The sequence below is a fragment of the Coleofasciculus sp. H7-1 genome, from assembly GCF_057473865.1.
In genome coordinates this window covers 1-22,172 of sequence record NZ_JBYCCT010000009.1, presented here as the reverse complement: position 1 = coordinate 22,172, position 22,172 = coordinate 1, and the positions used below count along the sequence as shown (strand labels likewise).

Here is a 22,172-nt window from a genome sequence, read left to right as displayed (position 1 = left end):
GTTGTTATCCTCACACCCCCGATTGTGTTTCTTAATACACCTCGTCGTGGCTACCAATATCTACAAATACAGCATTCCCATCCTCAGTAAAGTAAAATAACACCCTCTCGTCGTATTCCACGCTAAAACTCCATAAACCCTTGAGCTTGCCTGACAATTTGTGAGTTTTCAAGCTTTGCTCGAATGGAGCTATGGTAAACTGCTCTACCTTTTGCCAAAATTTTGCTTCTAAATCTAAATTTTCCTTAATTCGCTTTTTGAAAGCACGACGGAATGAGGAACTAAAACTGATTTCCACCATCACTCCTCTATTAACTGTCTCAGCGCATTAATATCGGAGGAGAATTTCAGTTCGCCATTTTGCTCTTCCACTCGTGCTGTTTGAAAGTTTTCATATATTTCCTCGCGGCGCTCTTCCCGTAGATACTGCCTCAGTAGCAATTGAATTTCTTGCTTTTCCTCTGTAGAGAGGCTTTTGATTGCTTCGACTACATCACTGAAGCTCATAGCCTGAAACACCGTGTCGAACTTACTTAATCAATCTAGCATGACGATGATTATTCAGAATGAGTAGCCACATCAAGGCAGATTCAAGGTTGATTGTCTACTCACAATCTCAATCTAACGGCGAACTGACAAGTCAGCGCTTCGCTATCGCATCCTGGGAACGCTAACAGCTAAACTAATTGCTTATGCGGAAAAACTTCATCAAGTGGAGTGGTATCGCCAGCAACGATTTCCTGACGTACCATTTGGGCTAAACGATCCCATTGCTCGTTTGTAGTGGATTTAAAGCGGACTTTCCATGCCCGTTCATCTTCTAATTCAGCTAGAAGACGAGTAGCGATCGCATCTTGCTCGTCCTCTGACAGTTTCTCAAGCTCTGCAATGACGCGCTGAAGTAATTCAGTCATGGTTCCAAAACGTAGGTAATTCTCTACGAGGCATCATAGCAATAGACAGCGATCGCATCCTTGGAACGCTAACAGCTAAACTCATCAGCGACAAATAACCCCTCACCAAAGCCCAACGCTCGTGCGTGAGATGGAAGGTAGGCGCGGTAAGCGAAACTATGCTCGAAGAGCTTATCGCTCATATTGGCGTATATGCAAAGCAGAAGTAGATGTTGGGTTTTCTGGCGTTAACCTAATTTATGACCAATCAGTCCACCGGGGAGGTACTGCCCCTCCTACAGCAATGTTGTAAGCATTGCACCTCGCTTTTCGGTCTCCAGTGGAAATAATGGGTGGTATAGGAGTTGAACCTATCTGGTGCTGGTTAAAAGCCAGCTGCACAGCCGCTATGCCAACCACCCGTATCAATAAAACTGCCAGAGTGGGGGTCGAACCCACAACCCTCCGATTAACAGTCGGATGCTCCGCCATTGAGCTATCTGGCATTAACCCCTTACCCAAGAGTCGAACTTGGCACTCCGTCTTTAGGAAAAACAGGTCTGCATCCCGCAGGTAAGGGAAGTTTTACCCCGTGCAAGTCGAAAAAGCATTTGGTTTTGTCGGTTAACAGCCGAGTATGTATGCTTTGTCTGTCAGGACACGGGTAAAAATTGGCTCCGGGAGTAGGACTTGTAGGCGCAGCCTTCAAGGGAGAGTACCTACAACGACGCGGTTCACAGCCGCGAATCCCACTTGAGCTATCCCGGAATAACCCCTCGCCCAAGAGTCGAACTTGGTCGCCAGCCTTCGGAGGGCTAGGTCTGCATCCCGCAGGCAAGGGAAACCCCTCTGGATGGAGTCGAACCACCACAACCGATGTTCGTAGCATCAGCCCTATATCCGTTAGCAAAGGGAAATCCACTGGGAAGGTACTGCCCCTTCTATCGCCGCGTTATCAGCACGGTGCTTCACTTTTCAGCCTCCAGTGGATAGAGGAAGATGGAGGAATCGAACCCCTACGACATCTCTGCCGTACCCTGCGGTTCAAGCGCAGTTGCCGTCCATTCGGCGGCATCTTCCGAGTTGAATAACGGAAGCTGGAGGAGTCGAACCCCTACAGTTATTCACTGCACTCCTGTGTTCGAGACAGGTTGCCGTCCTCTCGGCAGCAGCTTCCATTTAAGGGTGTCTGACGGGAATTGAACCCGCTATGACTGGTTCCACAAACCAGCGCCGCTACCGCTTTGGCTTCAGACACCATAATGGAGTCAAGGGGACTCGAACCCCTCACATCCTGCGTGCAAAGCAGGCGCTCGTGCCTTTTGAGCTATGACCCACTAAATTTGGTGGATACTGGTCAGAATCGAACTGACATCTTTCTACTTGCAAGGTAGACGCTCTACCTGCTTGAGCTACAGACCCGTGTTTTGTGTTGTTGAATGCGATCGCGCTCTCGCGTGCAAGTTAGCAGAGCATTGCGTTTTCTCAGCTACTAGAGGGACTCCGCCGATGAGTTGTTACACACTCTTTAAAGGATGGCTACCTTGAAGCCAACCTGCCGGGTTCTTCGCACTCCTCGTTCTCAAACGCCCGCTGTATTAGAACAGCGTTACTTTTCCTCTCGTACTAAAGTATGTAGGCTCTATCATATTGGGTCACGCAAGACGCGATCGCTCCATCCCGTCCAACTTAATTGCAGAAGAAGGCAACCTCCTTTTTGAAGTGTATTAAGCACCCCCACCAGGATTCAAACCTGGGGCTTTCATCTTAGAAGGATGCTGCTCTATTCACTGAGCTATGGGGGCTTATATTGGTAGTCCTGGCAGGATTTGACACCCGCAACTCCTTGCTTGCACACGGCAAATGCTCTACCGTTGAGCTACAGGACTACGAAAGCGGATGATGAGACTCGAACCCATGCGCTGAGACTGGCAGACTCAGATGCTAGCCACTACATCACACCCGCATATTTGAAAGAGCGGACAACGGGATTTGAACCCGTATCGAGAGTTTGGAAGACTCAGATGCTAACCATTGCACCATGTCCGCTTGAGAGCAGGAGGCGAGACTCGAACTCGCATAAGCAGTTTACAAGGCTGCTGTGTTGCCATTAACACCACACCTGCAATAACAGAGCAGACGGCGGGGGTTGTTCGCGAAGCGTTCCCGAAGGGTACCCACATCAAGGACTTACCATGCCCTTATGTTTCCGGTTACACCACATCTGCATTGTCAAAGAGCAGGCGGCGAGATTTGAACTCGCATCAGAAGGATACGACGCTCCTATGCTTGCCATTGCACCACGCCTGCATTTTGGTGGCGGGGGTAGGAGTTGAACCTACTGATGTGAGGCTTATGAGACCTCCAAGCCGCCCTTGCTTCATCCCCGCATCGCACCAATGCCCCTGACTGGACTTGAACCAGTAACCTCTTCGTTCTAAGCGAAGCGCCTCGTGCCAATTGGGCTACAGGGGCAAAAATGATTGGTCTATTTGTATTTAGGCTTTAACACCCAATACCTCTGGCTGGGATCGAACCAGCATCAACTTTGCACTCAACAAAGTATGTCTACCTGTTGCATTACAGAGGCATATCGGGATGACAGGATTTGAACCTGTAACCTTCTCCTCCCAAAGGAGCCGCGCTACCAAGTTGCGCCACATCCCGTTGATGCTCCTGGTGGGACTCGAACCCACAACATCTGGTTTTTAAGACCAGCGCCTTCTTCCAATTGGGCTACAGGAGCGTGATTTGGCTGCCCCGCCAGGGTTTGAACCTAGACCGTCTGAGTCAAAGTCAGATATGCTGCCAGTTACACCACAGGGCAATGAGTGGATGCCGGGACAGGGCTTGAACCTGTATCTCAGACTTCAGAGGACTGCGACTTGCCTATTCGTCCACCCGGCAATGAAATAAATGGCTGCCCTGGTAGGGATTGAACCTACGACCGTTCGGGAAACCAAGCGATCGCTACTTCCACGCTCGCTACAAGGCAACGACAGCCCCCCAGGTCAGAATCGAACTGACGACCTCTGGTTTTTCAGACCAGCGCTCTCACCAAGAACTGAGCTACCGGGGGAAATTTCAACGGAGAGGGAGGGATTTGAACCCTCGTCAAGTTACACTTGATCAGCTTTTCCAAAACTGCGCCTTAAGCCACTCAGCCACCTCTCCAAGTTGACGAGAGCGGAGGGACTTGAACCCCCACGTCTACCCTTCGGGAAGCAAGCTACGATTTCGTAGACCGATGTTTCATCCAGTTAAACTACGCTCTCATTTGTGATGAGGGAAACAGTCATTTGACTGCACTGCCCTGGCAGGAATCGAACCTGCGATCGTCGAGTTAACAGCTCGCTGCTTTACCACTCAGCTACAGGGCATTGGTAGTGCTGACGGGATTTGAACCCGCAGATCGCTTGATTGAAAGTCAAGTGGCTTAAACCATTTGCCTACAGCACTATGAAAGGCGCGGGGACTGAGATTTGAACTCAGAACGTTGGTTTTGGAGACCAAAATGTTGCCAGTTACACTATCCCCACATTTGATTTGAACTTTGAATCCAAAGTCGAATGGGTCGGGCAGGATTTGCACCTGCAACCAAAAAAGGACGATTTTACAGACCGCTGCCCACCCTAATAGGCGAGCCGACCCAAGTGAAAAAGGCGGAGAGGACAGGACTCGAACCTGCAATGGGTTGCCCCAAACTTCTTTAGCAGAAAAGCGCTTTTACCATTCAGCCACCTCTCCAGATAGCCCCAAAGGGATTTGAACCCTTGTACTCGCCTTGAGGGGGCGATGTCCTAAACCGCTAGACGATGAGGCTTTGTTTATCAGTAGGAGTAGTAGGACTTGAACCTACGACTAGCCCCTTATGAGAAGGCTGCTCTACCACCTGAGCTATACTCCTTTGATGGCAGTGGGAGTAGCAGGACTTGAACCTGCAACCATACGGTTAAGAGCCGCCTGCTCTGCCAATTGAGCTATACTCCCTTTGAGAGGTCGAGGTGGGATTTGAACCCACGAATTTCTCTTTTGCAGAGAGACGCCTTGAGCCTCTTGGCTACTCGACCTCGACGGTTTGGGCAATTTATAATCTGCAAAAAGAAGCAGATAGTAAATCGCCGCATAGTCTAGAGCGGGGTTTGAACCCAGATTCCAGTATTGAAAGCACTGTGTCCTAGCCGCTTAGACGATGGGACCTTGTAGCGATATGAGATTAAGAAATTAATCTCTATATTGCTGAACGAGGCTGACGGGACTTGAACCCGCGACATCTTGTTCGACAGACAAGCACTCTACGCAACTGAGTTACAGCCTCATCAATTCAGCAATCTTGCTACAAACGTGTTACATCTCCGGGATGTGGGGGGCATTGCTTGCTAGGCTATCCCCCCACTTGAGATGCCTGTGCTTAATCAAAAATGCACAGTATCAATCGTTAAATAGGTGATTTCTTATTCAGTTTTCAAGGTTCAGAAAAAGACTGAGAATATTTACAGAAAGAACCGCCGTTCTAGGTGATAAACCTGTTGGGTGTTACGCCTAGATTCAGCATTTTTGGTTTGAATGAGGTGTGTATTATCCAGTTGTTCAGGCTCTACTTCAGGTTTTTTGGAAGTAGGCTGATGCGGCACCTCAAAGGATTCTGGCGGATGCCAGCGTTTATTAACTTGTTGGACGTAGAGTAGCACCATGACTTTTTTGGGTTAGAGGTTTTTGTCTCTTTCCCTCTTTCAATATATTTATGTTACATAAATATTACACAAAGTGTCAAGGGGTTGGGGAAAAATATTTTGAGGGTTTTGGAAGGATGCAGGAAATTTACCCAAACTCCTGAGTGAGCTTAAGTTTTATGCCTGACATTTTGCCAAGTCATCTATATATATGTAAGGAATGGCAGGTTGTAGTATGGGATGAGCGATCGCTCGTCGCAAAAACTCAGATCGAAAACGGTTCAATCTGGCTATTACTCCACTCTCGCTGCGATCGCTCAGCGATAAACGGTCGGACTTTGAACTTGGGGGGGCGACCGTCAAAGACATCAATTCGCAAAAATGAGTAGGGTCGTCGCTTCTGCAACCCCTGACCATGACGACCGACAAAAAGCAGCGATTTCGCCACCAAGCGGGTGTCACCACCCTTCAAATCCCCAAAAATCTCCGTCAATTCCGCTCCCTCAGACCGCTGACGGCGCAGACTGTGACCGCTGCCACCACAAACGATCCAATTAATATTAGAGTCAGCGAATCCGGTATCGCCAGTTTGGAGATATTCCAGGCAGTGAGCGTGACCGTTCAGAATCAGATCGACCAGCGGACGACCCTGCGTCTGCTTTCCGACTGCTTGCTTCACCGCATCCAACACCCGGCGGAGGCGGAGGCGAACCGCTAAAGTTTGCGCCTGGTGCCACTTCGTCGCCTCCGTGACGTAGGGAGGATGGTGGAAATAAATTACCCGTCCGCGCACCTCGGCAGTATTCCAAGATTCAATCAGCCTTTGCCGCAGCCAGTCCAGTTGCTCGAAGTCAGTTACTGTCGTTTCGTCGGCTGCCAGTTGCTTGTTGATGTCAATTAAAAGTTCGTCGATTTGCTCAAGCTTGGCTTGATTGTCATCAAGCTGTTCAGCCTCATCGGGTCGCCCGGAGCGAAGTACAGCTGAGCTTTCCATGATTTGAAGTTTCTGCCGTTCCAGGTCAGACCGACGATTTTCCAATTCGCTACGGTAGGCGTCCCCCTCTTTAGTCGTTGGCAGGGGTAATGGCGCATTGAAAGTATTTGAGTCGAGGGCAAAGAAATCAATCCCACCGCTACGAAACGTGTAATAGCGGTTGGGTAAGCGGGTGAAGCGTCCCGGTTGATAAGAAAGGCAGCGACCAGTATCAGTCTTGGCAGTGTAATGACGATCCAGATGACGAGCCAGTTCGCCCTCGCTATTGAACGCTTTGAGGTAGTCAAGAAACGCTCGCGCATAGGCATTACCTTGATCCGAACCGTGCCAGCCAATGTCCAAATCTAACTGGGAGCGCAGCAGGCGGCGTAGGGGCAGCGAAGCCTGTGCGATTAAACCATAGATAAAGGGTAGGTCATAGTAATCGTGGTTCCCTGGCACGGGCAAGAACGGCATATTAAAGACCATTTGGTCATACGCAATGCGTTCGGGGCGATCGCCACCTACCAAAAACTCTCGGTAGGGAGAAATAAAGTTTTTTAGGTAGTATTCGCTGGAGCCAACCAGATAGATCACGTCGCCGGTGTGCAACACGAAACGGCTCTGTTCGCGGTGGCGAATCATGAGTTCTGCGATTTGTCGTTGGGGGTTGTATCCCCGATAGGAGCCGGAACCACTATCCCCCACGACTAAAAATGAGAACTCCGGAGTGTCAGAAGCGCCATCGTCTAAAACCATCCGGGTTTGATCGATTCCTCGTTCCACAAGACTCGGTGCAAGCCATCGCACTCGTTCGTTCATCTTACGGATTTTGACCGAGATCGGTGGATCGGATACAAATTGCATAGCTGCTTTACTCCCAGATTTCTCTGTGCCCTCGTTGCTCGTCCCACTGCATGCTGATTGTACCTGCCTGCGCCCCCTAGAAGGCTTCTATCGATTTATATAAGAAAGGCGATGGGCGAGAGCGATGAGTAGCTTGCTTGTAGCCTAGATGATATAGCACTCCTATTTGAGTTGTGCGCGAGTATTCGCCTTAGTGTAGAGACGCGATTAATCGCGTCTCTACAGGGGTTCACAAATCAAATAGGATTGCTATAGACAGGATGTAATCTGAATCTATCCGCTGTTTTAATTTCTATGACTGAGCAACGTGATGCTGATTCGTCGTCAATGGATTCTCAGCAGCCCAGTGAACCAACTGATGCTGTGACGACTGAGTCGGTCAATGATTCTCGGAAAAACCGGATTGCAGGTGTTTGGAACAACGCCACAGCAAAATTGAGGCAACTGCTACCTGTAGAGCAAGTGGCACAAACGGCTGTTGGGTGGTTTAGTGTCAGCGAAGATCGGGTTGCAGAGATTTTGGAGACTGTTCGAGCCGAACTCCCCACCACGGAAGCCCTCTTGATTGGGAAACCTCAAGCTGGGAAAAGTTCAATTGTGCGGGGGCTGACGGGCGTTTCTGCTGAGATTGTCGGTCAGGGATTTCGCCCCCACACGCAACACACGGAACGGTATGCTTATCCTTCCAGCGACGTGCCGTTACTCATTTTTACGGATACGGTCGGACTGGGAGATGTAAACCAGGACACTCAGGCGATCGTTCAGGAGTTGGTTGGCGATTTGCAACAGGAGAGTCGTTCCGCCAGAATTCTGATTCTGACGGTCAAAATTAATGATTTTGCAACCGACACACTGCGACAGATTGCGACTGTGCTGCATCAGCAGTATCCAGATATTCCCTGTCTGCTGGCTGTCACCTGCTTGCATGAGGTTTATCCTCCCGGTGCTGCCGATCATCCCGCCTATCCACCTGACTATGAGGAGGTTAACCGAGCCTTCGGTGCAATTCAACAAGCGTTTGCCGGAGTGTGCGATCGCGCCCTCCCGATCGACTTCACTCTGGAAGAAGATGGTTACACTCCGGTATTTTATGGCTTGGAGGCGCTGCGAGATACCTTGGCAGACCTTTTACCAGAAGCGGAAGCGCGGGCGATTTATCAGTTATTGGATAAAGGCGCTGGCGAACAAATTGGCAATCTCTACCGGGATGTTGGACGCCGTTATATTTTGGCATTTTCCATCATGGCAGCTGCGATCGAGGCGGTACCGTTGCCATTTGCCACCATGCCTGTCCTAACTGCCTTGCAAGTCTCAATGGTCGGTTTGTTAGGAAAATTGTACGGGCAAACGCTAAGTCCATCGCAGGCGGGGGGTGTCGTTAGCGCGATCGCTAGTGGTTTCCTAGCACGAGCAGTCGGACGGGAGTTAATCAAATTCTTACCTGGTTTTGGGAGTGCGATCGCTGCTTCCTGGGCAGCTGCCTACACCTGGTCATTGGGCGAAGGTGCCTGCGTCTATTTCGGTGACTTAATGGGCGGTAAAAAGCCCGACCCTCAGAAAATTCAATCGGTGATGCAAGAAGCGTTTAAGACAGCACAAGAACGATTTAAAGGAATCAAACGTTGAGAACACCTGTTCCTTAAAAAACAATGATTTGTCAATAGATACGTAAATCTTGTATTGTTCTGCAAATGCAGTTTCCAGCATCTCTTTTTCTGCACGGATGCGATCGGCACACGACACAAACCCTGTTAACATAATGGCTAAAACTATAGCATTCCTAACTGATTTCTCAAACTCTCTATTTCTTTTCTCTGCGTCCTCGGCGTCCTTGGCGGTTCGTTCAAAAAGAATATTTCACAAATCAAATAGGATTGCTATATAATTTAATTAGTTATTGTAGCGATAAGCGATCGCTATTGCCATTTATTCGCTTCAATGCACTACATTATAGCATAGCTGCACAAGACCAGAACGATAAGTTTGACATTTAGTAAGATTCAAAGATTGAGGGTTTATTCGATTATCAAATAAGGGAATTCCTTCACCCAATATAGTTGGATGTATCGAAAGAATTAGCTCATCTACTAGATTCTGACTCATCAAGGCATGAGTCAATTGAGAGCCGCCAACTAACCAAATATTCTTTCCATCTACCTGACGCAATTGCTCTACAAATTTCTTGATGTCTTCCGTGATAACTTCAGCATTACTATCTGCTGGAAATAGAGGATTCCTGGTAAAGACATAGCTTTTTACACCTTTGTAGGGATACTCACCGAAAGTAAGAACTTGCTCGTAAGTCTTCCTACCCATGAGAACAGTATCAACACTGGCGAAGAACTCTGAATAGCCATAATCTTGGTCTGTGAATAACCAGTCAATGTCGCCAGACTGCCGCGCAATATAACCGTCTAAACTGGATGCAATGAACAGTATAATTTTACGCATGACACCAGCCTGATAGATAAACTTAAGGCATTATAACTATTGATTGTCCGCAGCAGTTTAACACGCTGATTCGTCATGTTCGCAGGGCGAGATAAAAATAGGTTCATCGTTATTCCCTTACCTGTTATATTTGCTCTTTGTACTACACCTTTTCCTTCGCTGGCGGCACGATGCCAAGCTTGTTTAGACCTTTATCCAGTTCCTTGAGTAGTTGAAAATCTTGCTCTGGCAAGGGATAAGTGCTACTGCTGAATAATCCTGCACCTTGAGAAGGCTGCTTTTCTAGGAAAGAGAATGCTTGTCGAAACTGATGCGGTTCTGCTTTAATTGGTGAGTCAAAGTGGCAGGGAATAATTCGTTGAAAGTTCCAACTTGCCACCTTATCTGCCCATTCGATAGTTTCTCTGGGTGCGCGGTTGAGAATCAGAGTCTGTAGAATTGGTGCTACAAACAAGCGACCATCGCCTCGCAGCGCCTCGAATGACCGCTTCCAGTCATGCTTCCATTTAAAAGGAAACAAACCGAAATAAGCTTTCTTAGAACGTTCCGGTGCTTTGAGAGCATTGCGAAACACCTCACCCCATTTGGGTACTTCCAGCACGCCTGGTTGGAAGTACAAAGCAAATAGGGAGATGCGCTGCCATCCCTTACGGCGATTTGCCAAATTGTCTGCAACAATATCAGACGCTTTATCCTTGGCATGGAACAGCAAAGGATAGGGATCTAATTGGACAATTGCTGGCGGATCTTCTGGTACAGAAACCACCGAATCTGTCACCAGTAGCGTGCGCGATCGCTTGTGGAAAAATGCAACTTCCGCAAACTTACCCGGTCCCAGGTAGATAGGCCCTAGTATCGCGTAGTCAAACTGGTTGGCAAAGGGGGTGGTGCTGCTGTCTTGTGGAAGTACCTGAGTGCGTTTGGAAGGCAAACCCAGCCAACTTAGGGGTAGATTGAGGGGGAAACTCCACTGAGAAGGAGCCACAAAAACCTGTGCTAGCGGAAAACATCTAGCAAAGGGACCCACAAAGACTTTGTGTTCTAGTCCAGAGATAGTGGGTAGAATGATGTACTTGACATCTCCGTGTTCTGCTACCAATTCTTTGACAAGCCGGATACACTCAGGGGTTGGCGCAACAGGCGCATAGACGAACAAACCCCCTTCATCTAGCTTAACGACCGTCATGCGAATGGGCACGACAACGTAGAAGATGCCCTGAAGCTGGTCAAAAGTCCAGACTGTATCCTGAACGACTTCTTTGCGGATTGTCCGCCGACTGCCAAAGGGATAGAGGGGCAAAGTGAACCAGAAAGACCATGACAAGTCCCTCGGATGAATCTGTTCTGCGTTTGGTGCGCCATCATCAGCCACTTCACGACCCCCTTCCGCATTCTCAATGCTCAATCTGTGTTTATTTGAACTTCAGAAGTTGGAGTGTAGCAAATTGTTGTCACAATAAACTATATTTTTGTTAAAACTAAGTCAGCTTATACCATTTTAGATTTTAGATTTTGAATTGTAGAAGACTTGCAGCGATCGCATCTTTGCCACTAGCCACTGACAACAATTTATGGGCGCTATATGTGCTATACGCCATTGAAGGCTTAACGCGGTGGGAGCATCCCGATGACAGCAAATATACACCCACAGGCTAGAAGCCTGGGGCTAGAAGAACAAAGCCTGCCAACGCAACGGCTTAATATAAGCCGTTGCGTTGGCAGGCTTTGTTTGTTTAGCCGCGACTTTAGTCGTCGGACTTTAGTCGTCGGACTCCAGTTGTTGTTCAAATAATTCTCACAGAGATACGGCTTTAAATCCTGTAGCTTTCAGAATTACCGCAGATCCTTTCTTTACTGTTAAGGTTGTTGAAGAGTCAGATTCTTCAGGTTTATCGGGATTGCTGATTGGTTTCTCAACAATATAAAAATAATCCCCATTAGCCCAGCCTGTAGTGCAAATCCCATCCCGACAAGTAATTTTACCTCCAGTTAAATTGATGCATTTTCCATTGGCATCACAACCACGGTAGCTAAGGTTTCCCGTCCCATTGACCCCTGACCAAGATTTTTCATTGCCAATCGTTATTGTCCACTCACCATTACTGAGAGTTTGTGAGTCAGTTGGAGCTTGAGAGTTTTCATCGTCGATAATCTCCATCTTGGTGATGAGGGATTCTTGTTTGCTTTTGCCACAAGGTTCGGCACTTTGGCAATCACTAACGGGGACTATTTCATAAAAGTTACGCACTTTCTTATTTAAGAAAGTTTTTTGTTGATCGCAGACTTCAAATGATGCACCCACATCTCTCTGGATTCGGTTTTCATCTACTAGGGTGACGTAGCACTTGAGGTCTCCCTGTACCATGCTTTTGACGGTGGCAATGGTTGGCTGTTCGGTTGAAATTTGCTTATTTTTGTTGCGTTTAACTTGAGTCAGTGTTTGATTTTTATTAGAAGAATCAGTTTTGAATTGGGTTTCTGTTTGATTTTTATTAGAAGAATCAGCCTTAACTTCGGGATCTGTTTGAGTTTTACCAGCAGAGTTTGTCTTAGTTTCCTGGACGTTATTTGTTTGCTTTTCCTGAGAAGCATTTGGAAGCGAGTTACTGCAACTCACAAGCATAGATGAGCAAATAGCAAATGCAATTGTCGTCATCAACTTTTTCATCTTTGAGTTTTCTCCAAAACTGAGTAAGCGCATTCTTGATAACTACGCTTTTGGGTAAGTAACAGGTATCTTCACTTCTAAGCAGTCTGTTTCCCGAAGCACCAGAAAGTCTATGCTTTACCCATAAGTTCTAAAATCCTTGGTGTGCAAGGATTTTAGTCAGGACTTACGCAAAGCTTATACATATAGCGCTCTTGTCGGTTCAATCCCCCTGTGGTTGCCCCCAAATGTCGCGCAAGTTGCGTAAATCCTGTTAGCGCAGAAATTTGACTAATACCCTTTCACTTTTGTGAGGCTACACATCAGATCCCCCTAACCCCCGCGAAGGAAGCGCATCCCTCTCGCGCATCCGCGCCACTACGCGATCGCTAACGCTAGAAAAAAGGGAGCTATTTTTTCTCTTTGCAAGGAGTATAGGGGAGAAATCTGGATTCTCACTACCGCTTTAAAAACGGGGATATGTTCTCCCTTTTGCACGGGAGTTTAGGCGAGATCGTGCCTTATCAGAAAAGTATTAGAGTCACCCTTTAACAAAGAAAATTGGCAATTTTTGGGACAACTGTTTAGATAGTGCGATTGCTAGAGTGATTTTTCCCGTTTAACTGATTCAAACCTGTAAGAAGAATCACAGTAAAGAGAACTCAGACTTATGACTGATGCCCGTCAACTGAAGATTCAATGGATTGCTTCTGAATTCAAGCGGCTAAATGCACGGCTTTCTGAGCTTTTGGAACAACAAAAGCAGATACCGAGGGAATCTTATGATTGGTGGCAATTGCAGGATTTGATTAGCGAAGTGGAAGACGAGATAGAGGCGTTGGTTTTTAGCTCTAGTTGATTAATTATGAATGCCCAATCGCCTCTATAGCAGTCTTGAGCCAATCAATGTAAGTTTGTTCTCTTCGGATCGCTAATTCTAGTCCGAGCCGTTGCAGAATCTGCTCGCGGCTCGCAGAGCGATCGCTAAGCGTTGGCAACTCAATATTTTCACACTCAGCTAGCTTTTGGCGGCGTGCGGCTAGTTGCTGTTCTAACAGTTGAAGGATGGCTTCATCCGGTAACTGTGCTGCGAAATGCAACTGAACGAGCAACGGATCTCGCACGGTTGGCAAGGGCTGAGGACATTGCAGCCATCGAATTAATTCGGCTAGTCCTGTCTCAGTCACGCTGTAAACTTTGCGGTTGGGGCGATCGCTCTGAATCTCTACAGTACAGCTAATCCACCCTTGCCCAACCAGTTTATCAAGGGTTCTGTAGATTTGCGCTTGGTCTGCGGGCCACAAGTGAGCAATACATCGATCGAAACAGCTTATTTTTAGGTCGTAACCCGTCCTCTCTTCTTGCTGAAGTAAACCCAGAATTGCGTGTGCCAGAGACATAGACGGTTTTCCGAAGAATGAAGTGGTGGAAGCTCTATTTGTCACTTACGATCTTATGCTAATATATGACTAATCGAGTATAGGAGCAATCAAAGTAAATGAGATTGATGATAGTTGGCTCCGACAAAGAACCTGACAACTTGGTCTTGAGTTAAACAGGACTCGCCGCACATCACCACATCTGCCACCGGCAACGACAGGGGGATTGAACCCGAAAAAACGCTATATGTATAAGCTTTGCGTAAGTCCTGAGTTAAACAGGGCACCAGCTTCTTGCCGTCCGGGGTTGATGACCTGTAGAGAGACTTCATGCTCTGCAAGTGCTGGTTAGCCGCATATTCTCCGCCTTGCTTGTTATAAAACTGAAAACAAAGGCATCAAGGAGACAGTTGATGACGACTCAAATACGAACGATGCGAACGGTTGCAGGTATCATTAACAGTGTCGAAACGCTGGAGGGTGAAGGGATGCTTGTGCGCCGCCCATTCCCCAAAAGCACCTTTTCAGACTTGGACCCCTTTCTCCTCCTTGATGAATTAGGGCCTATTGATATTGAGCCTGGTCAAGCAAAAGGAGCGCCGAATCATCCCCATAGAGGCTTTGAGACGGTTTCCTATGTCCTTGAGGGGCGCTTGGAACACAAAGATTCACAGGGTCATGCAGGGCAGCTGGGTGCCGGTGATGTGCAGTGGATGACAGCCGGAGCCGGGGTTGTCCATTCAGAAATGCCAGAGCGGGAATTTGCTCGGACTGGCGGACGGCTTCACGGACTGCAACTTTGGGTGAATCTGCCTCGTCGGGACAAGATGATCGAGCCTCGCTATCAGGAAATCTCGGCTGAGCAAATTCCTACTGCTCAAACAGATGATGGCTTGGTAACGGTAAAAGCGATCGCCGGAGAAGCGCTGGGAGTGAAGGCGGCTCTAGCAACGCAGACTCCGATAATGTACCTGCACTTCACGCTCCAACCGGGTGCAACGGTGGTTCAGCCTGTGCCAAAAGAATACAATGCTTTTACATATGTGCTAGATGGAGAAGGTTTGTTTGGTACAGACAAGGAACGCGGCGGAGATGGGCAGATGGTGTTGTTTGCACAAGATGGTGAGGAAGTAGCGATCGCCAATCCATCAGATGCGCGATCGCCATTGCAAGTGCTGCTCATTGCTGGCGTACCGCTAAACGAGCCAGTTGTCCGCTACGGGCCATTCGTGATGAATACCGAAGCAGAAATTGTTCAAGCGATTGAAGATTATCGTAACGGGAGGATGGGTTCCATTGACTTCTAACACGCTTCTACAACGAATACATCAACATCAATATCTGCGCGATCTGCGGAACAAATTGCTGCACCTCCACCGGATGTTGCTTGACACAGAACGCATCACTTACGAACAGGTACGAGGACGGGTATCAAACACAGAACTCCTTCAACTCGTTATTGAACACGAACAATTTGCTTGGCTGCATCGTCTTTCTGAGCTGGTTGTACAAATTGATGAGATGCTCCAAGCAGATGAACCTCTATCGCTGGATGATATCCAAAATCTGATTACCCATGCCCGCACGCTGCTGACGCCGTCTGAGCTAGGCAATGGGTTTGCCAGGAAATACTACAATGCTTTCCAGCGCGAACCGGGCGTTGTATTGGCACACGCAGCGGTATCAGAGCTTCTTGCATCCATTAAATAAGCTGAAGTGAACTATATGCACCGTGAGATACCTCGCGGTGCATTTCTATTGGTACGGAAATCTTTGAGAGTCCTTTAGTGCAAGCAACGATCTAGACTTCATCTGAGAGAAGTATGCGATCGCTTAAGCAGCTTTCGGCATCTCTTCAGACAGGCGCTGGGCTTTGCCCAATCGCACTTACCCTTACAGAACAGAAAATACAGAACAGAAAATCTGCTTTCCCTGAATCGCTCCTTCAGGTTTCCAACGCTCCCCATTTGCCAAATTCAACCAAGCAAGTTAATCTACAAGAGTAGAATAAAACTACATGAATTTATATTAAAAATATGAGGAACTGGTGCCTCGACTGCATTTGCACCAATGTATGTTATCTCAGTAGTTATTGTTATAAAAATGCTAGGTAATATTTTTGAATGGAAGTTGAAGTTTATCCTATAACTTCTGCATAAACTCTACTTAACCTAAATCAAACTTATAACTTTATTAGTATAAACGATATCCAGTATTTCTGTAGCTCTCTGCTCAACAAAGTGGGGATATGCCTAAAGGTACAGATAATTTATTAGAATACACTTTATAGTTGTTAACAAGAGAGAAAAAACAGGTAAAAAACTTGGCTAATATCGTTGATACCGCCGTTCAGGCTGGTTCGTTTAACACCCTAGTTGCTGCCGTTAAAGCTGCTGGTTTGGTAGATACACTACAAGGCCCTGGTCCCTTCACTGTGTTTGCGCCTACTGATGAAGCGTTCGCTAAACTTCCAGAAGGTACAGTAGATTCCTTGCTTAAGGATCTTCCAAAGCTTAAGCAAATCTTGACCTATCATGTCGTTTCCGGCAAAGTGATGGCAGCTGACGTAGTTAAGCTGAAGTCAGCTACTACAGTTCAGGGTTCAGATGTGAAAATTGATGCTTCCAATGGTGGCGTCAAAGTGAATAATGCCACAGTCTCAACAGCGGATGTTGCTGCTGATAACGGTGTCATCCACATCATTGACACAGTATTGCTTCCTGCGTAAGCAACGCAAGAAATAGTTAATACTTTGTGTGGGGCAGCGATTATTTATAATCGCTGCCCCACAACTATTTGAATGTGTTTTCTCTAGGGTTGGCGTAGATGCGAATTCTATTTGCCCTTTTTACAAGCATTGGGATGTTCCCCGGTTAATGTGCGATCGCGAGTAAGAGCCTACATACAGCGAAAACTTAGCCAGGATGCGATCGCGAAGCGCTCCAAAGAGTCAGTTCGCTCTCATCCAAGACTACAAACATTTCAGCTGATTACTTAGTTAAGTTGATTATTTATGTGCTTCTGCATAAATCCGCAATGCCGCAGCCATCCTTTTTTCATAATCTTCTCCTTGCGCTTGGAACCATGCAAGGGTTTCTGCATCAATTTGAACCATAACACTAAGTGATGAGACAGGTTTCCGCCACTGTGAGTTGCTAAAAAATTCCTCTGTCAGCGGTGGAATATCCGAGGTATCGATTTCATCTTCTTCTAGTGCGTCAACCCGCTCCCAATTCGTCCTTGAGGTATTGTTCATAACGTTTTCGTTCATGAGGTAAAGCTTTTCGGAGTGAGATGATCCGAATAGTTTGGTCATCGGGTTCGGTGTAAACAACGACCACTACTCGCCCATCGAGCATTCCAAGTCCAATCAAGCGATCTTCTCGATAGTCTTCTCGCTCATCTAGGCTAATCCGAAGTGGAAGATTGAAAATTCGTGGCGCATCGACAAAATCCAATCCATGCTTGGTGATGTTGGCTTCGTTTTTGTCTTTATCCCACTCAAAGTTCATATCCCCAATTTTAATATGAAAGATCGCCCTCACCCAACACTAATAAAGAAGTGCGATCGCTGATGCCTATATACAGGGAAAACTTAGTAAGAATGCGATAGCGAAGCGCTCCAAAGAGTCAGTTCGCGCAAGTTTGTTCAAGGATGCGATCGCATAGCCGAATATTGAGCTGCTGCAACTTATGAGAAAAACCGCTCATAATTGTCATGGCTACCGATCCAGAACCATGTAACTGTATCGTCTTCTAATACCCCAAGTGCCCGATAACCTCGCGTTACTCTAACAGACCAAATATCCTCTTGGCTATTGATGCACTTGAAATGCAAAGACGGGTGAAATGGGTTCTCTGCCCACAGACGATAAGCTTTCCTGGCACTCTGCCTGACATCGTTGCTTAACTGTCGGTACTCAACCCAAAAAGAGGGAAGAACTGCCGACTTCATAGTTGGTCGTAGTCCATCGGAGTAGCTTGCCCCTCAGCAATTTCCTGTTTGGCACGTTTTGCAGCAGCAACAAGGTTTTGTTGTGTTCTCTGGAACGATTCATTCCATCGAATTTCATCTTGCAAGTCGTCAATGTACTCCCGAAGATGCTCTGCAACTTGCTCTTGTACATCAACAGGCAAAGACTCCATGATTTTTACTACTGTGGCGATCGCTGCTGATGACATAGTGTACTGCTCTCACTTGACATTGTGTATTCTAGTATGAGCGATCGCACTTCTACGTGCAGCGAAAACTTAGCAAGAATGCGATAGCGAAGCGCAGAAAGAGTCAGTTCGCTCTATTTGTTCGAGGATGCGATAGCGAAGCGCTGACTTGTCAGTTCGCATAGCTTACTATAAGCTAGTCATTCGGCTTCTGACCCACTAAGTCATGCCTCAGCGAGATGCGATTCATAACATCATTAGGCAAGCTCTGATCAAGGAGCGTTGGGAAATCACGGACGATCCCTATGTCATATCGTATGGCGAACGATTTCTGTTTATAGACTTAGCCGCAAGATTAGATGCGCTCAACGGTATTGCAGGACGCTTTATCGGTGCTAGACGCGGGAGTAGTCGAATTGCAGTTGAAATCAAGGAGTTTCGAGGCAACTCGGCAATTGCTGACGCAAGAGCAAGCGATTGGTCAATACGTTCTTTATCGACTCCTCCTTGAACAGGTCGATCCAGATCGCGAGTTGTATCTCGCTGTTGCAGACACAACCTTTGATGGGATTTTCAGCGAACCGATTGGTGAGTTGGTGAGGCGTGAGTTACCGATGAAATTGCTTATTGTAGATTTAGAAGCGCAAGAGGTGAAGCGATGGATACCACCACGAGAGAGCGGGACATTGTAAAGCAAGTAATTCAACGATACGCTCAGTTTAAACCTTCACACGGCGATATTCGACTCGATACGGTATTTGATGACACGCAAAACCGCTATGCGCTGATGCAGGTGGGTTGGGATAGAGGACGACGGGTGAGGGGAAATTTGATTTATGTGACTCTGAGTGAGGGCAAGGTTTGGGTGGAATATGACGGAATGGAACAGGGAATCACCAAAGACTTAATCGCCGCAGGCATTCCAAGAGACCGAATTGTTCTGGCATTTCTCCCTGAAGAACAAACTGCCGCAACTGCCTAAACTCAAGGTATGACGAGCTGGCGATCGCGCTTCTACGTGCAGCGAAAACTTAGCAAAGATGCGATCGCATAGCCGAATATTGAGCTGCTGCAACTTATGAGAAAAACCGCTCATAATTGTCATGGCTACCGATCCAGAACCATGTAACTGTATCGTCTTCTAATACCCCAAGTGCCCGATAACCTCGCGTTACTCTAACAGACCAAATATCCTCTTGGCTATTGATGCACTTGAAATGCAAAGACGGGTGAAATGGGTTCTCTGCCCACAGACGATAAGCTTTCCTGGCACTCTGCCTGACATCGTTGCTTAACTGTCGGTACTCAACCCAAAAAGAGGGAAGAACTGCCGACTTCATAGTTGGTCGTAGTCCATCGGAGTAGCTTGCCCCTCAGCAATTTCCTGTTTGGCACGTTTTGCAGCAGCAACAAGGTTTTGTTGTGTTCTCTGGAACGATTCATTCCATCGAATTTCATCTTGCAAGTCGTCAATGTACTCCCGAAGATGCTCTGCAACTTGCTCCTGTACATCAACAGGCAAAGACTCCATGATTTTTACTACTGTGGCGATCGCTACCGACGACATGGTGTACTGCTCTCACTTGACATTCTGTATTCTAGTATGAGCGATCGCACAGTTTACCAGAGGGGATAGCTCGATAAAGCCTCTCGCCATTGGCATCAGATACTGGCAAGATAGCGACCCTCGTCATGTCCTTATCGGAAAGTCTCTTGCTCATGCTCACTAATTATAGTTGGCTCAATTGAGTACACAGATGATGATCGCAACTGTGGGGCAAACAACTACATCTCTCCTAAGCGTATTAAATCATGAAGTTTTATTGGGTTGAAATCCTTTCTTAGAAACGTTTGTAGCCAAAAAACGTAAAACAAAGCCTACATGCTACACTCACTATACTTGACAACTTTGTTGTATGACGCTATCTTGCCATATATAAGATTTAGTTAAACAATAAAAGAGTATGTTTGTACTATACGATTGAGAGGAAAGCCCAGTGAGTTCTTTCAAGCAGCTCCCACTGTCAGACCTAAGAGAGAGCCTGCCAAAATTCAAGCGTCAGGTTCAGCTAGGGATGAAAAGAATTGCTGCTACTTATTACGGTAAAATAGTTGCATTTTTAGTGCCTCTAAAAGATTTGGAACAAGCGGAACAAGATGGCGCGATTGGTAAGAGCGAAGAAATGTCTTTGTCGGATTTCCGACTACATATGACAGTTTGTTGGGAGCGTTTACAGATTGAGGTTGACTGCATTTATGTGACATATCACACCCGTAGAGCTGTAGCTTTTGTTAGTCCTCGCCTAGCAAATTATCTTCCAATACCAATTTCTGAGGTTGCTCACAAACTTCTTGCCATAGATAACGGTCTTATTGAAATAGAGAATTTAATAGAGGAGAAATGTATCGATGTTCAAAATTAGCGCCGATCCTAGGCTTCAAAAAGAATTGAGCAATCCAGAAAAGTATTACCCTCCTGAGGTTTGCTACGAGCTGAATCAGTTTCTAGAAATCCTGAAACGGGATGGTCACTTGAGTAAGACAGATTTTTACGATGTCAACACCAACAAGATTTCTGGAGTAACTTGTAACTTATTCTACAGACCCAACTTTGCAAACAAAGAAGTATTGCTAATTGACGTAAAGATGAAGCCAGCAGACGTGTACAAACAGAGATTTAAAATTGCAGATGACTGGGATGACAAAAATGTTGTAGAGTCAAGCCCCCAGTATGACCAACCAAAAAAGATAGTCAAGGCTCTTATCTTGATTCATCAAGGAGTAACAAATTCATATGATTTAGGTTACAAATTAGGACATCGAGGCAAGAAGAAACAGTACATTTCTCGACACGGGCAGTATGCAAAGCACACTCTAGAACAACTAAAGCTGATTACGAATAAACGGCAAGGCAATAAATGGTTAACAGAACTGACTGAAAAAGGAAGGTTAATTGCTGAGGCACCAGATCAAGACTTGCAATTCAGGCTACTTATTGAAGCTATGTTGAATTACCCTCCTGTTTGGCGAGTTCTTGCTGCTGTTTCCGAAAGAGGAGGTCAACTGAATGATGGACTGGTACTAAATGATGAGCTAGTTAAAAATCTAACTTTTCCAGAAATATTGCGAGGCGCTGATACAAGTAATCGTCGTTCGCAAACGTTGAAGAATTGGATTAAGTGGATTTCGAGATACTGTGGAATTCCTATCCATATTCACGATGGTGGTGTTCAGCTCACGATTCCAATGTTGTATGGCGAAGGAGGAGCAGACGAAAATGACGATTCAGGGCAAGAGTAAGATATATGATTTCAAGAGCCAAGAATTTATAGGTAAACAGGGTGAAAGCATCCTTGATAAATGGCTTAGCTCTGCTTACAGGATTCTAGATGTTTCTGGAGTTAATAAATATCAGGATGCAGGTATAGATAGAATTTTAATGCGTCCGGATGGAACTACAGTTAATGTTGAATACAAGTTTGACTTAGCCTCATCTAGAACAGGAAATCTGTTCTTTGAAACTATTTCCGTAGACAATCAAAATATTCCTGGTTGGGGATGGCGTTCGCAGGCTGACTATTGGATATTTTTGCTCCCTACGATGGAAGTTTTGGTGGTTGCTCCTGGAAGAATGAGAAACCTTGTCTGGCGATCACGCTTGGAAGTCAAGGATAAAGAAGTTCAGAACGTAGGCTACAAAACTTTGGGAATTCCTATTCCATTATCTAAGGTCAGAGAGATTGCTTACTACACTGTTCAGCTAGACCAAGAGATTCCAGACTTGAAGTAAACAGACTTGAACTAAGCGACTGCCTCGATTCTGGATCTCAAAGGCGATCGCCTCCCGTTATCCCCAGAACAGGGATAACAAGATGACGCAACTACCACTGGATATCCTGGCACAGGATGCGATCGCTGCATTGAGCAAGAACCATGCTCAATGCAGCGATCGCTCTGGATGTGGACAATTAACAGTGAGAGCGATCGCATATTTTGTAAGGTATAGCTGTCGCCAGGTGTGTTAGGACGCAGCTTGTTTGAGAACCGTCTCCATCGCATCCCGCAGGTTATCGGAGTCCCGTAAGAGTTTGCGAATGCGACTTTTCAAGCTAGCCCAGCATTTTTCAA

The 22,172-nt window shown here is 46.6% G+C and carries 31 protein-coding genes and 33 tRNA genes; 14 read left to right on the top strand and 50 right to left on the bottom strand.

Translation table 11 applies throughout. The features are described 5' to 3' along the window. Positions 1 to 31: 31 nt before the first annotated feature. The 38 genes from AC2VDX_RS01875 to AC2VDX_RS01690 all read right to left on the bottom strand — a co-directional run bounded on the left by AC2VDX_RS01875 (position 32) and on the right by AC2VDX_RS01690 (position 7,406). Positions 32 to 298 (bottom strand): type II toxin-antitoxin system RelE/ParE family toxin, encoded by a 267-nt coding sequence (locus AC2VDX_RS01875; RefSeq protein WP_378174784.1) that lies wholly within the window; start codon positions 296 to 298, stop codon positions 32 to 34. A 2-nt stretch (positions 299 to 300) separates the two neighbouring features. Beyond that, on the bottom strand, positions 301 to 507 hold the full coding sequence (locus tag AC2VDX_RS01870; protein WP_378174704.1) for a hypothetical protein: 207 nt from the start codon (positions 505 to 507) through the stop codon (positions 301 to 303). A 170-nt stretch (positions 508 to 677) separates the two neighbouring features. Beyond that, positions 678 to 914 carry a hypothetical protein gene (locus tag AC2VDX_RS01865; protein ID WP_378174707.1) on the bottom strand — a complete coding sequence of 79 codons (237 nt, stop codon included), beginning with the start codon at positions 912 to 914 and terminating at the stop codon, positions 678 to 680. Positions 915 to 1,243: 329 nt separating this feature from the next. Then, positions 1,244 to 1,315, bottom strand: a tRNA-Lys gene (locus AC2VDX_RS01860). A gap of 12 nt (positions 1,316 to 1,327) precedes the next feature. Next, positions 1,328 to 1,399, bottom strand: a tRNA-Asn gene (locus tag AC2VDX_RS01855). A gap of 487 nt (positions 1,400 to 1,886) precedes the next feature. Continuing rightward, positions 1,887 to 1,973, bottom strand: a tRNA-Ser gene (locus AC2VDX_RS01850). Between the two features lie 11 nt (positions 1,974 to 1,984). Next, positions 1,985 to 2,070: transfer RNA gene (locus AC2VDX_RS01845), tRNA-Ser, on the bottom strand. Positions 2,071 to 2,077: 7 nt separating this feature from the next. Continuing rightward, a tRNA-His gene (locus AC2VDX_RS01840) sits at positions 2,078 to 2,151 on the bottom strand. 5 nt (positions 2,152 to 2,156) lie between these two features. Further along, a tRNA-Ala gene (locus tag AC2VDX_RS01835) sits at positions 2,157 to 2,229 on the bottom strand. An 8-nt stretch (positions 2,230 to 2,237) separates the two neighbouring features. Further along, a tRNA-Ala gene (locus AC2VDX_RS01830) sits at positions 2,238 to 2,315 on the bottom strand. 310 nt (positions 2,316 to 2,625) lie between these two features. Further along, positions 2,626 to 2,698 (bottom strand) — tRNA-Arg (locus AC2VDX_RS01825). Positions 2,699 to 2,704: 6 nt separating this feature from the next. Then, a tRNA-Thr gene (locus AC2VDX_RS01820) sits at positions 2,705 to 2,782 on the bottom strand. A gap of 5 nt (positions 2,783 to 2,787) precedes the next feature. Further along, positions 2,788 to 2,859, bottom strand: a tRNA-Gly gene (locus AC2VDX_RS01815). A gap of 11 nt (positions 2,860 to 2,870) precedes the next feature. Beyond that, positions 2,871 to 2,942 (bottom strand) — tRNA-Gly (locus tag AC2VDX_RS01810). Positions 2,943 to 2,947: 5 nt separating this feature from the next. Continuing rightward, positions 2,948 to 3,019: transfer RNA gene (locus tag AC2VDX_RS01805), tRNA-Thr, on the bottom strand. Between the two features lie 112 nt (positions 3,020 to 3,131). Beyond that, positions 3,132 to 3,203 (bottom strand) — tRNA-Thr (locus AC2VDX_RS01800). Positions 3,204 to 3,207: 4 nt separating this feature from the next. After that, positions 3,208 to 3,283, bottom strand: a tRNA-Met gene (locus AC2VDX_RS01795). 10 nt (positions 3,284 to 3,293) lie between these two features. Next, positions 3,294 to 3,368: transfer RNA gene (locus tag AC2VDX_RS01790), tRNA-Leu, on the bottom strand. Between the two features lie 118 nt (positions 3,369 to 3,486). Continuing rightward, positions 3,487 to 3,560 (bottom strand) — tRNA-Pro (locus tag AC2VDX_RS01785). Positions 3,561 to 3,564: 4 nt separating this feature from the next. Then, positions 3,565 to 3,639, bottom strand: a tRNA-Leu gene (locus tag AC2VDX_RS01780). A gap of 6 nt (positions 3,640 to 3,645) precedes the next feature. Further along, positions 3,646 to 3,720 (bottom strand) — tRNA-Gln (locus tag AC2VDX_RS01775). Between the two features lie 5 nt (positions 3,721 to 3,725). Then, positions 3,726 to 3,800: transfer RNA gene (locus tag AC2VDX_RS01770), tRNA-Gln, on the bottom strand. Between the two features lie 10 nt (positions 3,801 to 3,810). Further along, positions 3,811 to 3,888: transfer RNA gene (locus tag AC2VDX_RS01765), tRNA-OTHER, on the bottom strand. Positions 3,889 to 3,895: 7 nt separating this feature from the next. Beyond that, positions 3,896 to 3,972, bottom strand: a tRNA-Phe gene (locus AC2VDX_RS01760). A 9-nt stretch (positions 3,973 to 3,981) separates the two neighbouring features. Then, a tRNA-Ser gene (locus tag AC2VDX_RS01755) sits at positions 3,982 to 4,067 on the bottom strand. 7 nt (positions 4,068 to 4,074) lie between these two features. Beyond that, positions 4,075 to 4,168: transfer RNA gene (locus AC2VDX_RS01750), tRNA-Arg, on the bottom strand. A gap of 33 nt (positions 4,169 to 4,201) precedes the next feature. Continuing rightward, positions 4,202 to 4,273 (bottom strand) — tRNA-Asn (locus tag AC2VDX_RS01745). Position 4,274: 1 nt separating this feature from the next. Next, positions 4,275 to 4,352: transfer RNA gene (locus tag AC2VDX_RS01740), tRNA-Glu, on the bottom strand. Between the two features lie 8 nt (positions 4,353 to 4,360). Beyond that, positions 4,361 to 4,432: transfer RNA gene (locus AC2VDX_RS01735), tRNA-Trp, on the bottom strand. A 31-nt stretch (positions 4,433 to 4,463) separates the two neighbouring features. Then, positions 4,464 to 4,544: transfer RNA gene (locus AC2VDX_RS01730), tRNA-Tyr, on the bottom strand. A 12-nt stretch (positions 4,545 to 4,556) separates the two neighbouring features. Further along, positions 4,557 to 4,640, bottom strand: a tRNA-Ser gene (locus AC2VDX_RS01725). A 3-nt stretch (positions 4,641 to 4,643) separates the two neighbouring features. Then, positions 4,644 to 4,716 (bottom strand) — tRNA-Glu (locus AC2VDX_RS01720). An 11-nt stretch (positions 4,717 to 4,727) separates the two neighbouring features. Further along, positions 4,728 to 4,800: transfer RNA gene (locus AC2VDX_RS01715), tRNA-Met, on the bottom strand. A gap of 10 nt (positions 4,801 to 4,810) precedes the next feature. Further along, positions 4,811 to 4,883, bottom strand: a tRNA-Lys gene (locus AC2VDX_RS01710). A 6-nt stretch (positions 4,884 to 4,889) separates the two neighbouring features. Continuing rightward, positions 4,890 to 4,963, bottom strand: a tRNA-Cys gene (locus AC2VDX_RS01705). A gap of 174 nt (positions 4,964 to 5,137) precedes the next feature. Beyond that, a tRNA-Asp gene (locus AC2VDX_RS01700) sits at positions 5,138 to 5,211 on the bottom strand. 175 nt (positions 5,212 to 5,386) lie between these two features. Further along, on the bottom strand, positions 5,387 to 5,587 hold the full coding sequence (locus tag AC2VDX_RS01695; protein ID WP_378174710.1) for a hypothetical protein: 201 nt from the start codon (positions 5,585 to 5,587) through the stop codon (positions 5,387 to 5,389). A 244-nt stretch (positions 5,588 to 5,831) separates the two neighbouring features. Next, positions 5,832 to 7,406 (bottom strand): metallophosphoesterase family protein, encoded by a 1,575-nt coding sequence (locus tag AC2VDX_RS01690; protein WP_378174713.1) that lies wholly within the window; start codon positions 7,404 to 7,406, stop codon positions 5,832 to 5,834. A 294-nt stretch (positions 7,407 to 7,700) separates the two neighbouring features. On the opposite strand from AC2VDX_RS01690, the gene AC2VDX_RS01685 reads away from it, so the two are divergent. Continuing rightward, positions 7,701 to 9,032 carry a GTPase family protein gene (locus AC2VDX_RS01685; RefSeq protein ID WP_378174716.1) on the top strand — a complete coding sequence of 444 codons (1,332 nt, stop codon included), beginning with the start codon at positions 7,701 to 7,703 and terminating at the stop codon, positions 9,030 to 9,032. Positions 9,033 to 9,341: 309 nt separating this feature from the next. Here AC2VDX_RS01685 and AC2VDX_RS01680 read toward each other — a convergent pair whose 3' ends face one another. Beyond that, the gene (locus tag AC2VDX_RS01680) at positions 9,342 to 9,857 is read right to left on the bottom strand and encodes a dihydrofolate reductase family protein (RefSeq protein WP_378174718.1); all 516 of its coding nucleotides are present in this window, start codon (positions 9,855 to 9,857) and stop codon (positions 9,342 to 9,344) included. Between the two features lie 142 nt (positions 9,858 to 9,999). Next, a complete protein-coding gene (locus AC2VDX_RS01675) occupies positions 10,000 to 11,229 on the bottom strand; it encodes a DUF4336 domain-containing protein (protein WP_378174787.1) in 1,230 nt (409 codons plus the stop codon). 140 nt (positions 11,230 to 11,369) lie between these two features. On the opposite strand from AC2VDX_RS01675, the gene AC2VDX_RS01670 reads away from it, so the two are divergent. Beyond that, entirely contained in the window at positions 11,370 to 11,513 is a 144-nt protein-coding gene (locus AC2VDX_RS01670; protein ID WP_378174721.1) for a hypothetical protein, read from the top strand. Further along, entirely contained in the window at positions 11,485 to 11,649 is a 165-nt protein-coding gene (locus AC2VDX_RS01665; protein WP_486928081.1) for a hypothetical protein, read from the top strand. Before AC2VDX_RS01670 ends, AC2VDX_RS01665 begins: the two co-directional genes overlap by 29 nt. A gap of 3 nt (positions 11,650 to 11,652) precedes the next feature. Here AC2VDX_RS01665 and AC2VDX_RS01660 read toward each other — a convergent pair whose 3' ends face one another. Next, a complete protein-coding gene (locus tag AC2VDX_RS01660; protein ID WP_378174724.1) occupies positions 11,653 to 12,525 on the bottom strand; it encodes a hypothetical protein in 873 nt (290 codons plus the stop codon). Positions 12,526 to 13,174: 649 nt separating this feature from the next. Here AC2VDX_RS01660 and AC2VDX_RS01655 point away from each other — a divergent pair. After that, complete coding sequence (locus tag AC2VDX_RS01655; protein ID WP_378174726.1) at positions 13,175 to 13,363, top strand: hypothetical protein; 189 nt, start codon at positions 13,175 to 13,177, stop codon at positions 13,361 to 13,363. Positions 13,364 to 13,367: 4 nt separating this feature from the next. Here AC2VDX_RS01655 and AC2VDX_RS01650 read toward each other — a convergent pair whose 3' ends face one another. Further along, positions 13,368 to 13,904, bottom strand: coding sequence for a PadR family transcriptional regulator (locus AC2VDX_RS01650; RefSeq protein WP_378174729.1), 537 nt, complete (start codon positions 13,902 to 13,904; stop codon positions 13,368 to 13,370). 89 nt (positions 13,905 to 13,993) lie between these two features. Continuing rightward, positions 13,994 to 14,215: a hypothetical protein gene (locus AC2VDX_RS01645; protein WP_378174732.1), complete on the bottom strand. Its 222-nt coding sequence runs from the start codon at positions 14,213 to 14,215 to the stop codon at positions 13,994 to 13,996. 81 nt (positions 14,216 to 14,296) lie between these two features. Here AC2VDX_RS01645 and AC2VDX_RS01640 point away from each other — a divergent pair, with 81 nt between their 5' ends. The 3 genes from AC2VDX_RS01640 (at position 14,297) to AC2VDX_RS01630 (ending at position 16,611) form a co-directional block, all read left to right on the top strand. After that, positions 14,297 to 15,190, top strand: a complete 894-nt coding sequence (locus AC2VDX_RS01640) for a pirin family protein (RefSeq protein ID WP_378174735.1) — start codon at positions 14,297 to 14,299, stop codon at positions 15,188 to 15,190. Continuing rightward, complete coding sequence (locus AC2VDX_RS01635; protein ID WP_378174738.1) at positions 15,180 to 15,593, top strand: hypothetical protein; 414 nt, start codon at positions 15,180 to 15,182, stop codon at positions 15,591 to 15,593. The genes AC2VDX_RS01640 and AC2VDX_RS01635 overlap by 11 nt, the downstream gene beginning before the upstream one ends. 613 nt (positions 15,594 to 16,206) lie before the next feature. After that, positions 16,207 to 16,611 carry a fasciclin domain-containing protein gene (locus tag AC2VDX_RS01630; protein ID WP_378174741.1) on the top strand — a complete coding sequence of 135 codons (405 nt, stop codon included), beginning with the start codon at positions 16,207 to 16,209 and terminating at the stop codon, positions 16,609 to 16,611. A 279-nt stretch (positions 16,612 to 16,890) separates the two neighbouring features. Here the strand turns inward: AC2VDX_RS01630 and AC2VDX_RS01625 are convergent, their stop codons facing one another. The 4 genes from AC2VDX_RS01625 to AC2VDX_RS01610 form a co-directional block, all read right to left on the bottom strand. Next, positions 16,891 to 17,154 carry a BrnA antitoxin family protein gene (locus AC2VDX_RS01625; protein WP_378174744.1) on the bottom strand — a complete coding sequence of 88 codons (264 nt, stop codon included), beginning with the start codon at positions 17,152 to 17,154 and terminating at the stop codon, positions 16,891 to 16,893. Further along, positions 17,102 to 17,395: a BrnT family toxin gene (locus AC2VDX_RS01620; RefSeq protein WP_378174747.1), complete on the bottom strand. Its 294-nt coding sequence runs from the start codon at positions 17,393 to 17,395 to the stop codon at positions 17,102 to 17,104. Before AC2VDX_RS01620 ends, AC2VDX_RS01625 begins: the two co-directional genes overlap by 53 nt. Before the next feature lie 179 nt (positions 17,396 to 17,574). Then, positions 17,575 to 17,838: a type II toxin-antitoxin system RelE family toxin gene (locus AC2VDX_RS01615; RefSeq protein WP_378174750.1), complete on the bottom strand. Its 264-nt coding sequence runs from the start codon at positions 17,836 to 17,838 to the stop codon at positions 17,575 to 17,577. After that, positions 17,835 to 18,065, bottom strand: coding sequence for a hypothetical protein (locus tag AC2VDX_RS01610; RefSeq protein ID WP_378174753.1), 231 nt, complete (start codon positions 18,063 to 18,065; stop codon positions 17,835 to 17,837). The genes AC2VDX_RS01615 and AC2VDX_RS01610 overlap by 4 nt, the downstream gene beginning before the upstream one ends. A 205-nt stretch (positions 18,066 to 18,270) precedes the next feature. Here AC2VDX_RS01610 and AC2VDX_RS01605 point away from each other — a divergent pair, with 205 nt between their 5' ends. Genes AC2VDX_RS01605 through AC2VDX_RS01595 form a run of 3 tightly spaced genes read left to right on the top strand, consistent with a single transcriptional unit; the run spans position 18,271 to position 19,026 of the window. Next, on the top strand, positions 18,271 to 18,555 hold the full coding sequence (locus AC2VDX_RS01605; protein WP_378174756.1) for an element excision factor XisH family protein: 285 nt from the start codon (positions 18,271 to 18,273) through the stop codon (positions 18,553 to 18,555). After that, on the top strand, positions 18,437 to 18,736 hold the full coding sequence (locus AC2VDX_RS01600; RefSeq protein WP_378174759.1) for an element excision factor XisH family protein: 300 nt from the start codon (positions 18,437 to 18,439) through the stop codon (positions 18,734 to 18,736). Before AC2VDX_RS01605 ends, AC2VDX_RS01600 begins: the two co-directional genes overlap by 119 nt. Further along, entirely contained in the window at positions 18,703 to 19,026 is a 324-nt protein-coding gene (locus AC2VDX_RS01595) for a XisI protein (RefSeq protein WP_378174762.1), read from the top strand. Before AC2VDX_RS01600 ends, AC2VDX_RS01595 begins: the two co-directional genes overlap by 34 nt. A 94-nt stretch (positions 19,027 to 19,120) precedes the next feature. On the opposite strand, the gene AC2VDX_RS01590 is transcribed toward AC2VDX_RS01595, so the two are convergent. From AC2VDX_RS01590 to AC2VDX_RS01580, 3 genes are read right to left on the bottom strand one after another with little or no spacing between them, the layout of a single operon-like run. Next, the gene (locus AC2VDX_RS01590; protein ID WP_378174750.1) at positions 19,121 to 19,384 is read right to left on the bottom strand and encodes a type II toxin-antitoxin system RelE family toxin; all 264 of its coding nucleotides are present in this window, start codon (positions 19,382 to 19,384) and stop codon (positions 19,121 to 19,123) included. Continuing rightward, a complete protein-coding gene (locus tag AC2VDX_RS01585; RefSeq protein ID WP_378174765.1) occupies positions 19,381 to 19,611 on the bottom strand; it encodes a hypothetical protein in 231 nt (76 codons plus the stop codon). The genes AC2VDX_RS01590 and AC2VDX_RS01585 overlap by 4 nt, the downstream gene beginning before the upstream one ends. A gap of 31 nt (positions 19,612 to 19,642) precedes the next feature. Further along, positions 19,643 to 19,765 carry a hypothetical protein gene (locus tag AC2VDX_RS01580; RefSeq protein ID WP_378174767.1) on the bottom strand — a complete coding sequence of 41 codons (123 nt, stop codon included), beginning with the start codon at positions 19,763 to 19,765 and terminating at the stop codon, positions 19,643 to 19,645. A gap of 276 nt (positions 19,766 to 20,041) precedes the next feature. Here AC2VDX_RS01580 and AC2VDX_RS01575 point away from each other — a divergent pair, with 276 nt between their 5' ends. From AC2VDX_RS01575 to AC2VDX_RS01560, 4 genes are all read left to right on the top strand, one after another. Continuing rightward, complete coding sequence (locus AC2VDX_RS01575) at positions 20,042 to 20,467, top strand: hypothetical protein (protein ID WP_378174770.1); 426 nt, start codon at positions 20,042 to 20,044, stop codon at positions 20,465 to 20,467. After that, the gene (locus AC2VDX_RS01570) at positions 20,454 to 21,344 is read left to right on the top strand and encodes a DUF7226 domain-containing protein (protein WP_378174772.1); all 891 of its coding nucleotides are present in this window, start codon (positions 20,454 to 20,456) and stop codon (positions 21,342 to 21,344) included. The genes AC2VDX_RS01575 and AC2VDX_RS01570 overlap by 14 nt, the downstream gene beginning before the upstream one ends. After that, positions 21,322 to 21,834, top strand: a complete 513-nt coding sequence (locus AC2VDX_RS01565; protein ID WP_378174775.1) for a hypothetical protein — start codon at positions 21,322 to 21,324, stop codon at positions 21,832 to 21,834. The genes AC2VDX_RS01570 and AC2VDX_RS01565 overlap by 23 nt, the downstream gene beginning before the upstream one ends. An 82-nt stretch (positions 21,835 to 21,916) precedes the next feature. Further along, positions 21,917 to 22,069 carry a hypothetical protein gene (locus tag AC2VDX_RS01560; RefSeq protein ID WP_378174778.1) on the top strand — a complete coding sequence of 51 codons (153 nt, stop codon included), beginning with the start codon at positions 21,917 to 21,919 and terminating at the stop codon, positions 22,067 to 22,069. Positions 22,070 to 22,172 lie beyond the last annotated feature (103 nt).

Coding starts and splice junctions, on each gene's coding strand:
- AC2VDX_RS01655 (WP_378174726.1), top strand. CDS start 13,175: ATGACTGATGCCCGTCAACTGAAGATTCAATGGATTGCTTCTGAATTC.
- AC2VDX_RS01665 (WP_486928081.1), top strand. CDS start 11,485: ATGACAGCAAATATACACCCACAGGCTAGAAGCCTGGGGCTAGAAGAA.
- AC2VDX_RS01605 (WP_378174756.1), top strand. CDS start 18,271: ATGCCTCAGCGAGATGCGATTCATAACATCATTAGGCAAGCTCTGATC.
- AC2VDX_RS01585 (WP_378174765.1), bottom strand. CDS start 19,611: ATGTCGTCGGTAGCGATCGCCACAGTAGTAAAAATCATGGAGTCTTTG.
- AC2VDX_RS01615 (WP_378174750.1), bottom strand. CDS start 17,838: ATGAAGTCGGCAGTTCTTCCCTCTTTTTGGGTTGAGTACCGACAGTTA.
- AC2VDX_RS01685 (WP_378174716.1), top strand. CDS start 7,701: ATGACTGAGCAACGTGATGCTGATTCGTCGTCAATGGATTCTCAGCAG.
- AC2VDX_RS01690 (WP_378174713.1), bottom strand. CDS start 7,406: ATGCAATTTGTATCCGATCCACCGATCTCGGTCAAAATCCGTAAGATG.
- AC2VDX_RS01580 (WP_378174767.1), bottom strand. CDS start 19,765: ATGAGCAAGAGACTTTCCGATAAGGACATGACGAGGGTCGCTATCTTG.
- AC2VDX_RS01695 (WP_378174710.1), bottom strand. CDS start 5,587: ATGGTGCTACTCTACGTCCAACAAGTTAATAAACGCTGGCATCCGCCA.
- AC2VDX_RS01640 (WP_378174735.1), top strand. CDS start 14,297: ATGACGACTCAAATACGAACGATGCGAACGGTTGCAGGTATCATTAAC.
- AC2VDX_RS01595 (WP_378174762.1), top strand. CDS start 18,703: ATGGATACCACCACGAGAGAGCGGGACATTGTAAAGCAAGTAATTCAA.
- AC2VDX_RS01625 (WP_378174744.1), bottom strand. CDS start 17,154: ATGAACGAAAACGTTATGAACAATACCTCAAGGACGAATTGGGAGCGG.
- AC2VDX_RS01560 (WP_378174778.1), top strand. CDS start 21,917: ATGACGCAACTACCACTGGATATCCTGGCACAGGATGCGATCGCTGCA.
- AC2VDX_RS01565 (WP_378174775.1), top strand. CDS start 21,322: ATGACGATTCAGGGCAAGAGTAAGATATATGATTTCAAGAGCCAAGAA.
- AC2VDX_RS01650 (WP_378174729.1), bottom strand. CDS start 13,904: ATGTCTCTGGCACACGCAATTCTGGGTTTACTTCAGCAAGAAGAGAGG.
- AC2VDX_RS01645 (WP_378174732.1), bottom strand. CDS start 14,215: ATGAAGTCTCTCTACAGGTCATCAACCCCGGACGGCAAGAAGCTGGTG.
- AC2VDX_RS01660 (WP_378174724.1), bottom strand. CDS start 12,525: ATGAAAAAGTTGATGACGACAATTGCATTTGCTATTTGCTCATCTATG.
- AC2VDX_RS01865 (WP_378174707.1), bottom strand. CDS start 914: ATGACTGAATTACTTCAGCGCGTCATTGCAGAGCTTGAGAAACTGTCA.
- AC2VDX_RS01570 (WP_378174772.1), top strand. CDS start 20,454: ATGTTCAAAATTAGCGCCGATCCTAGGCTTCAAAAAGAATTGAGCAAT.
- AC2VDX_RS01620 (WP_378174747.1), bottom strand. CDS start 17,395: ATGAACTTTGAGTGGGATAAAGACAAAAACGAAGCCAACATCACCAAG.
- AC2VDX_RS01870 (WP_378174704.1), bottom strand. CDS start 507: ATGAGCTTCAGTGATGTAGTCGAAGCAATCAAAAGCCTCTCTACAGAG.
- AC2VDX_RS01610 (WP_378174753.1), bottom strand. CDS start 18,065: ATGTCATCAGCAGCGATCGCCACAGTAGTAAAAATCATGGAGTCTTTG.
- AC2VDX_RS01590 (WP_378174750.1), bottom strand. CDS start 19,384: ATGAAGTCGGCAGTTCTTCCCTCTTTTTGGGTTGAGTACCGACAGTTA.
- AC2VDX_RS01680 (WP_378174718.1), bottom strand. CDS start 9,857: ATGCGTAAAATTATACTGTTCATTGCATCCAGTTTAGACGGTTATATT.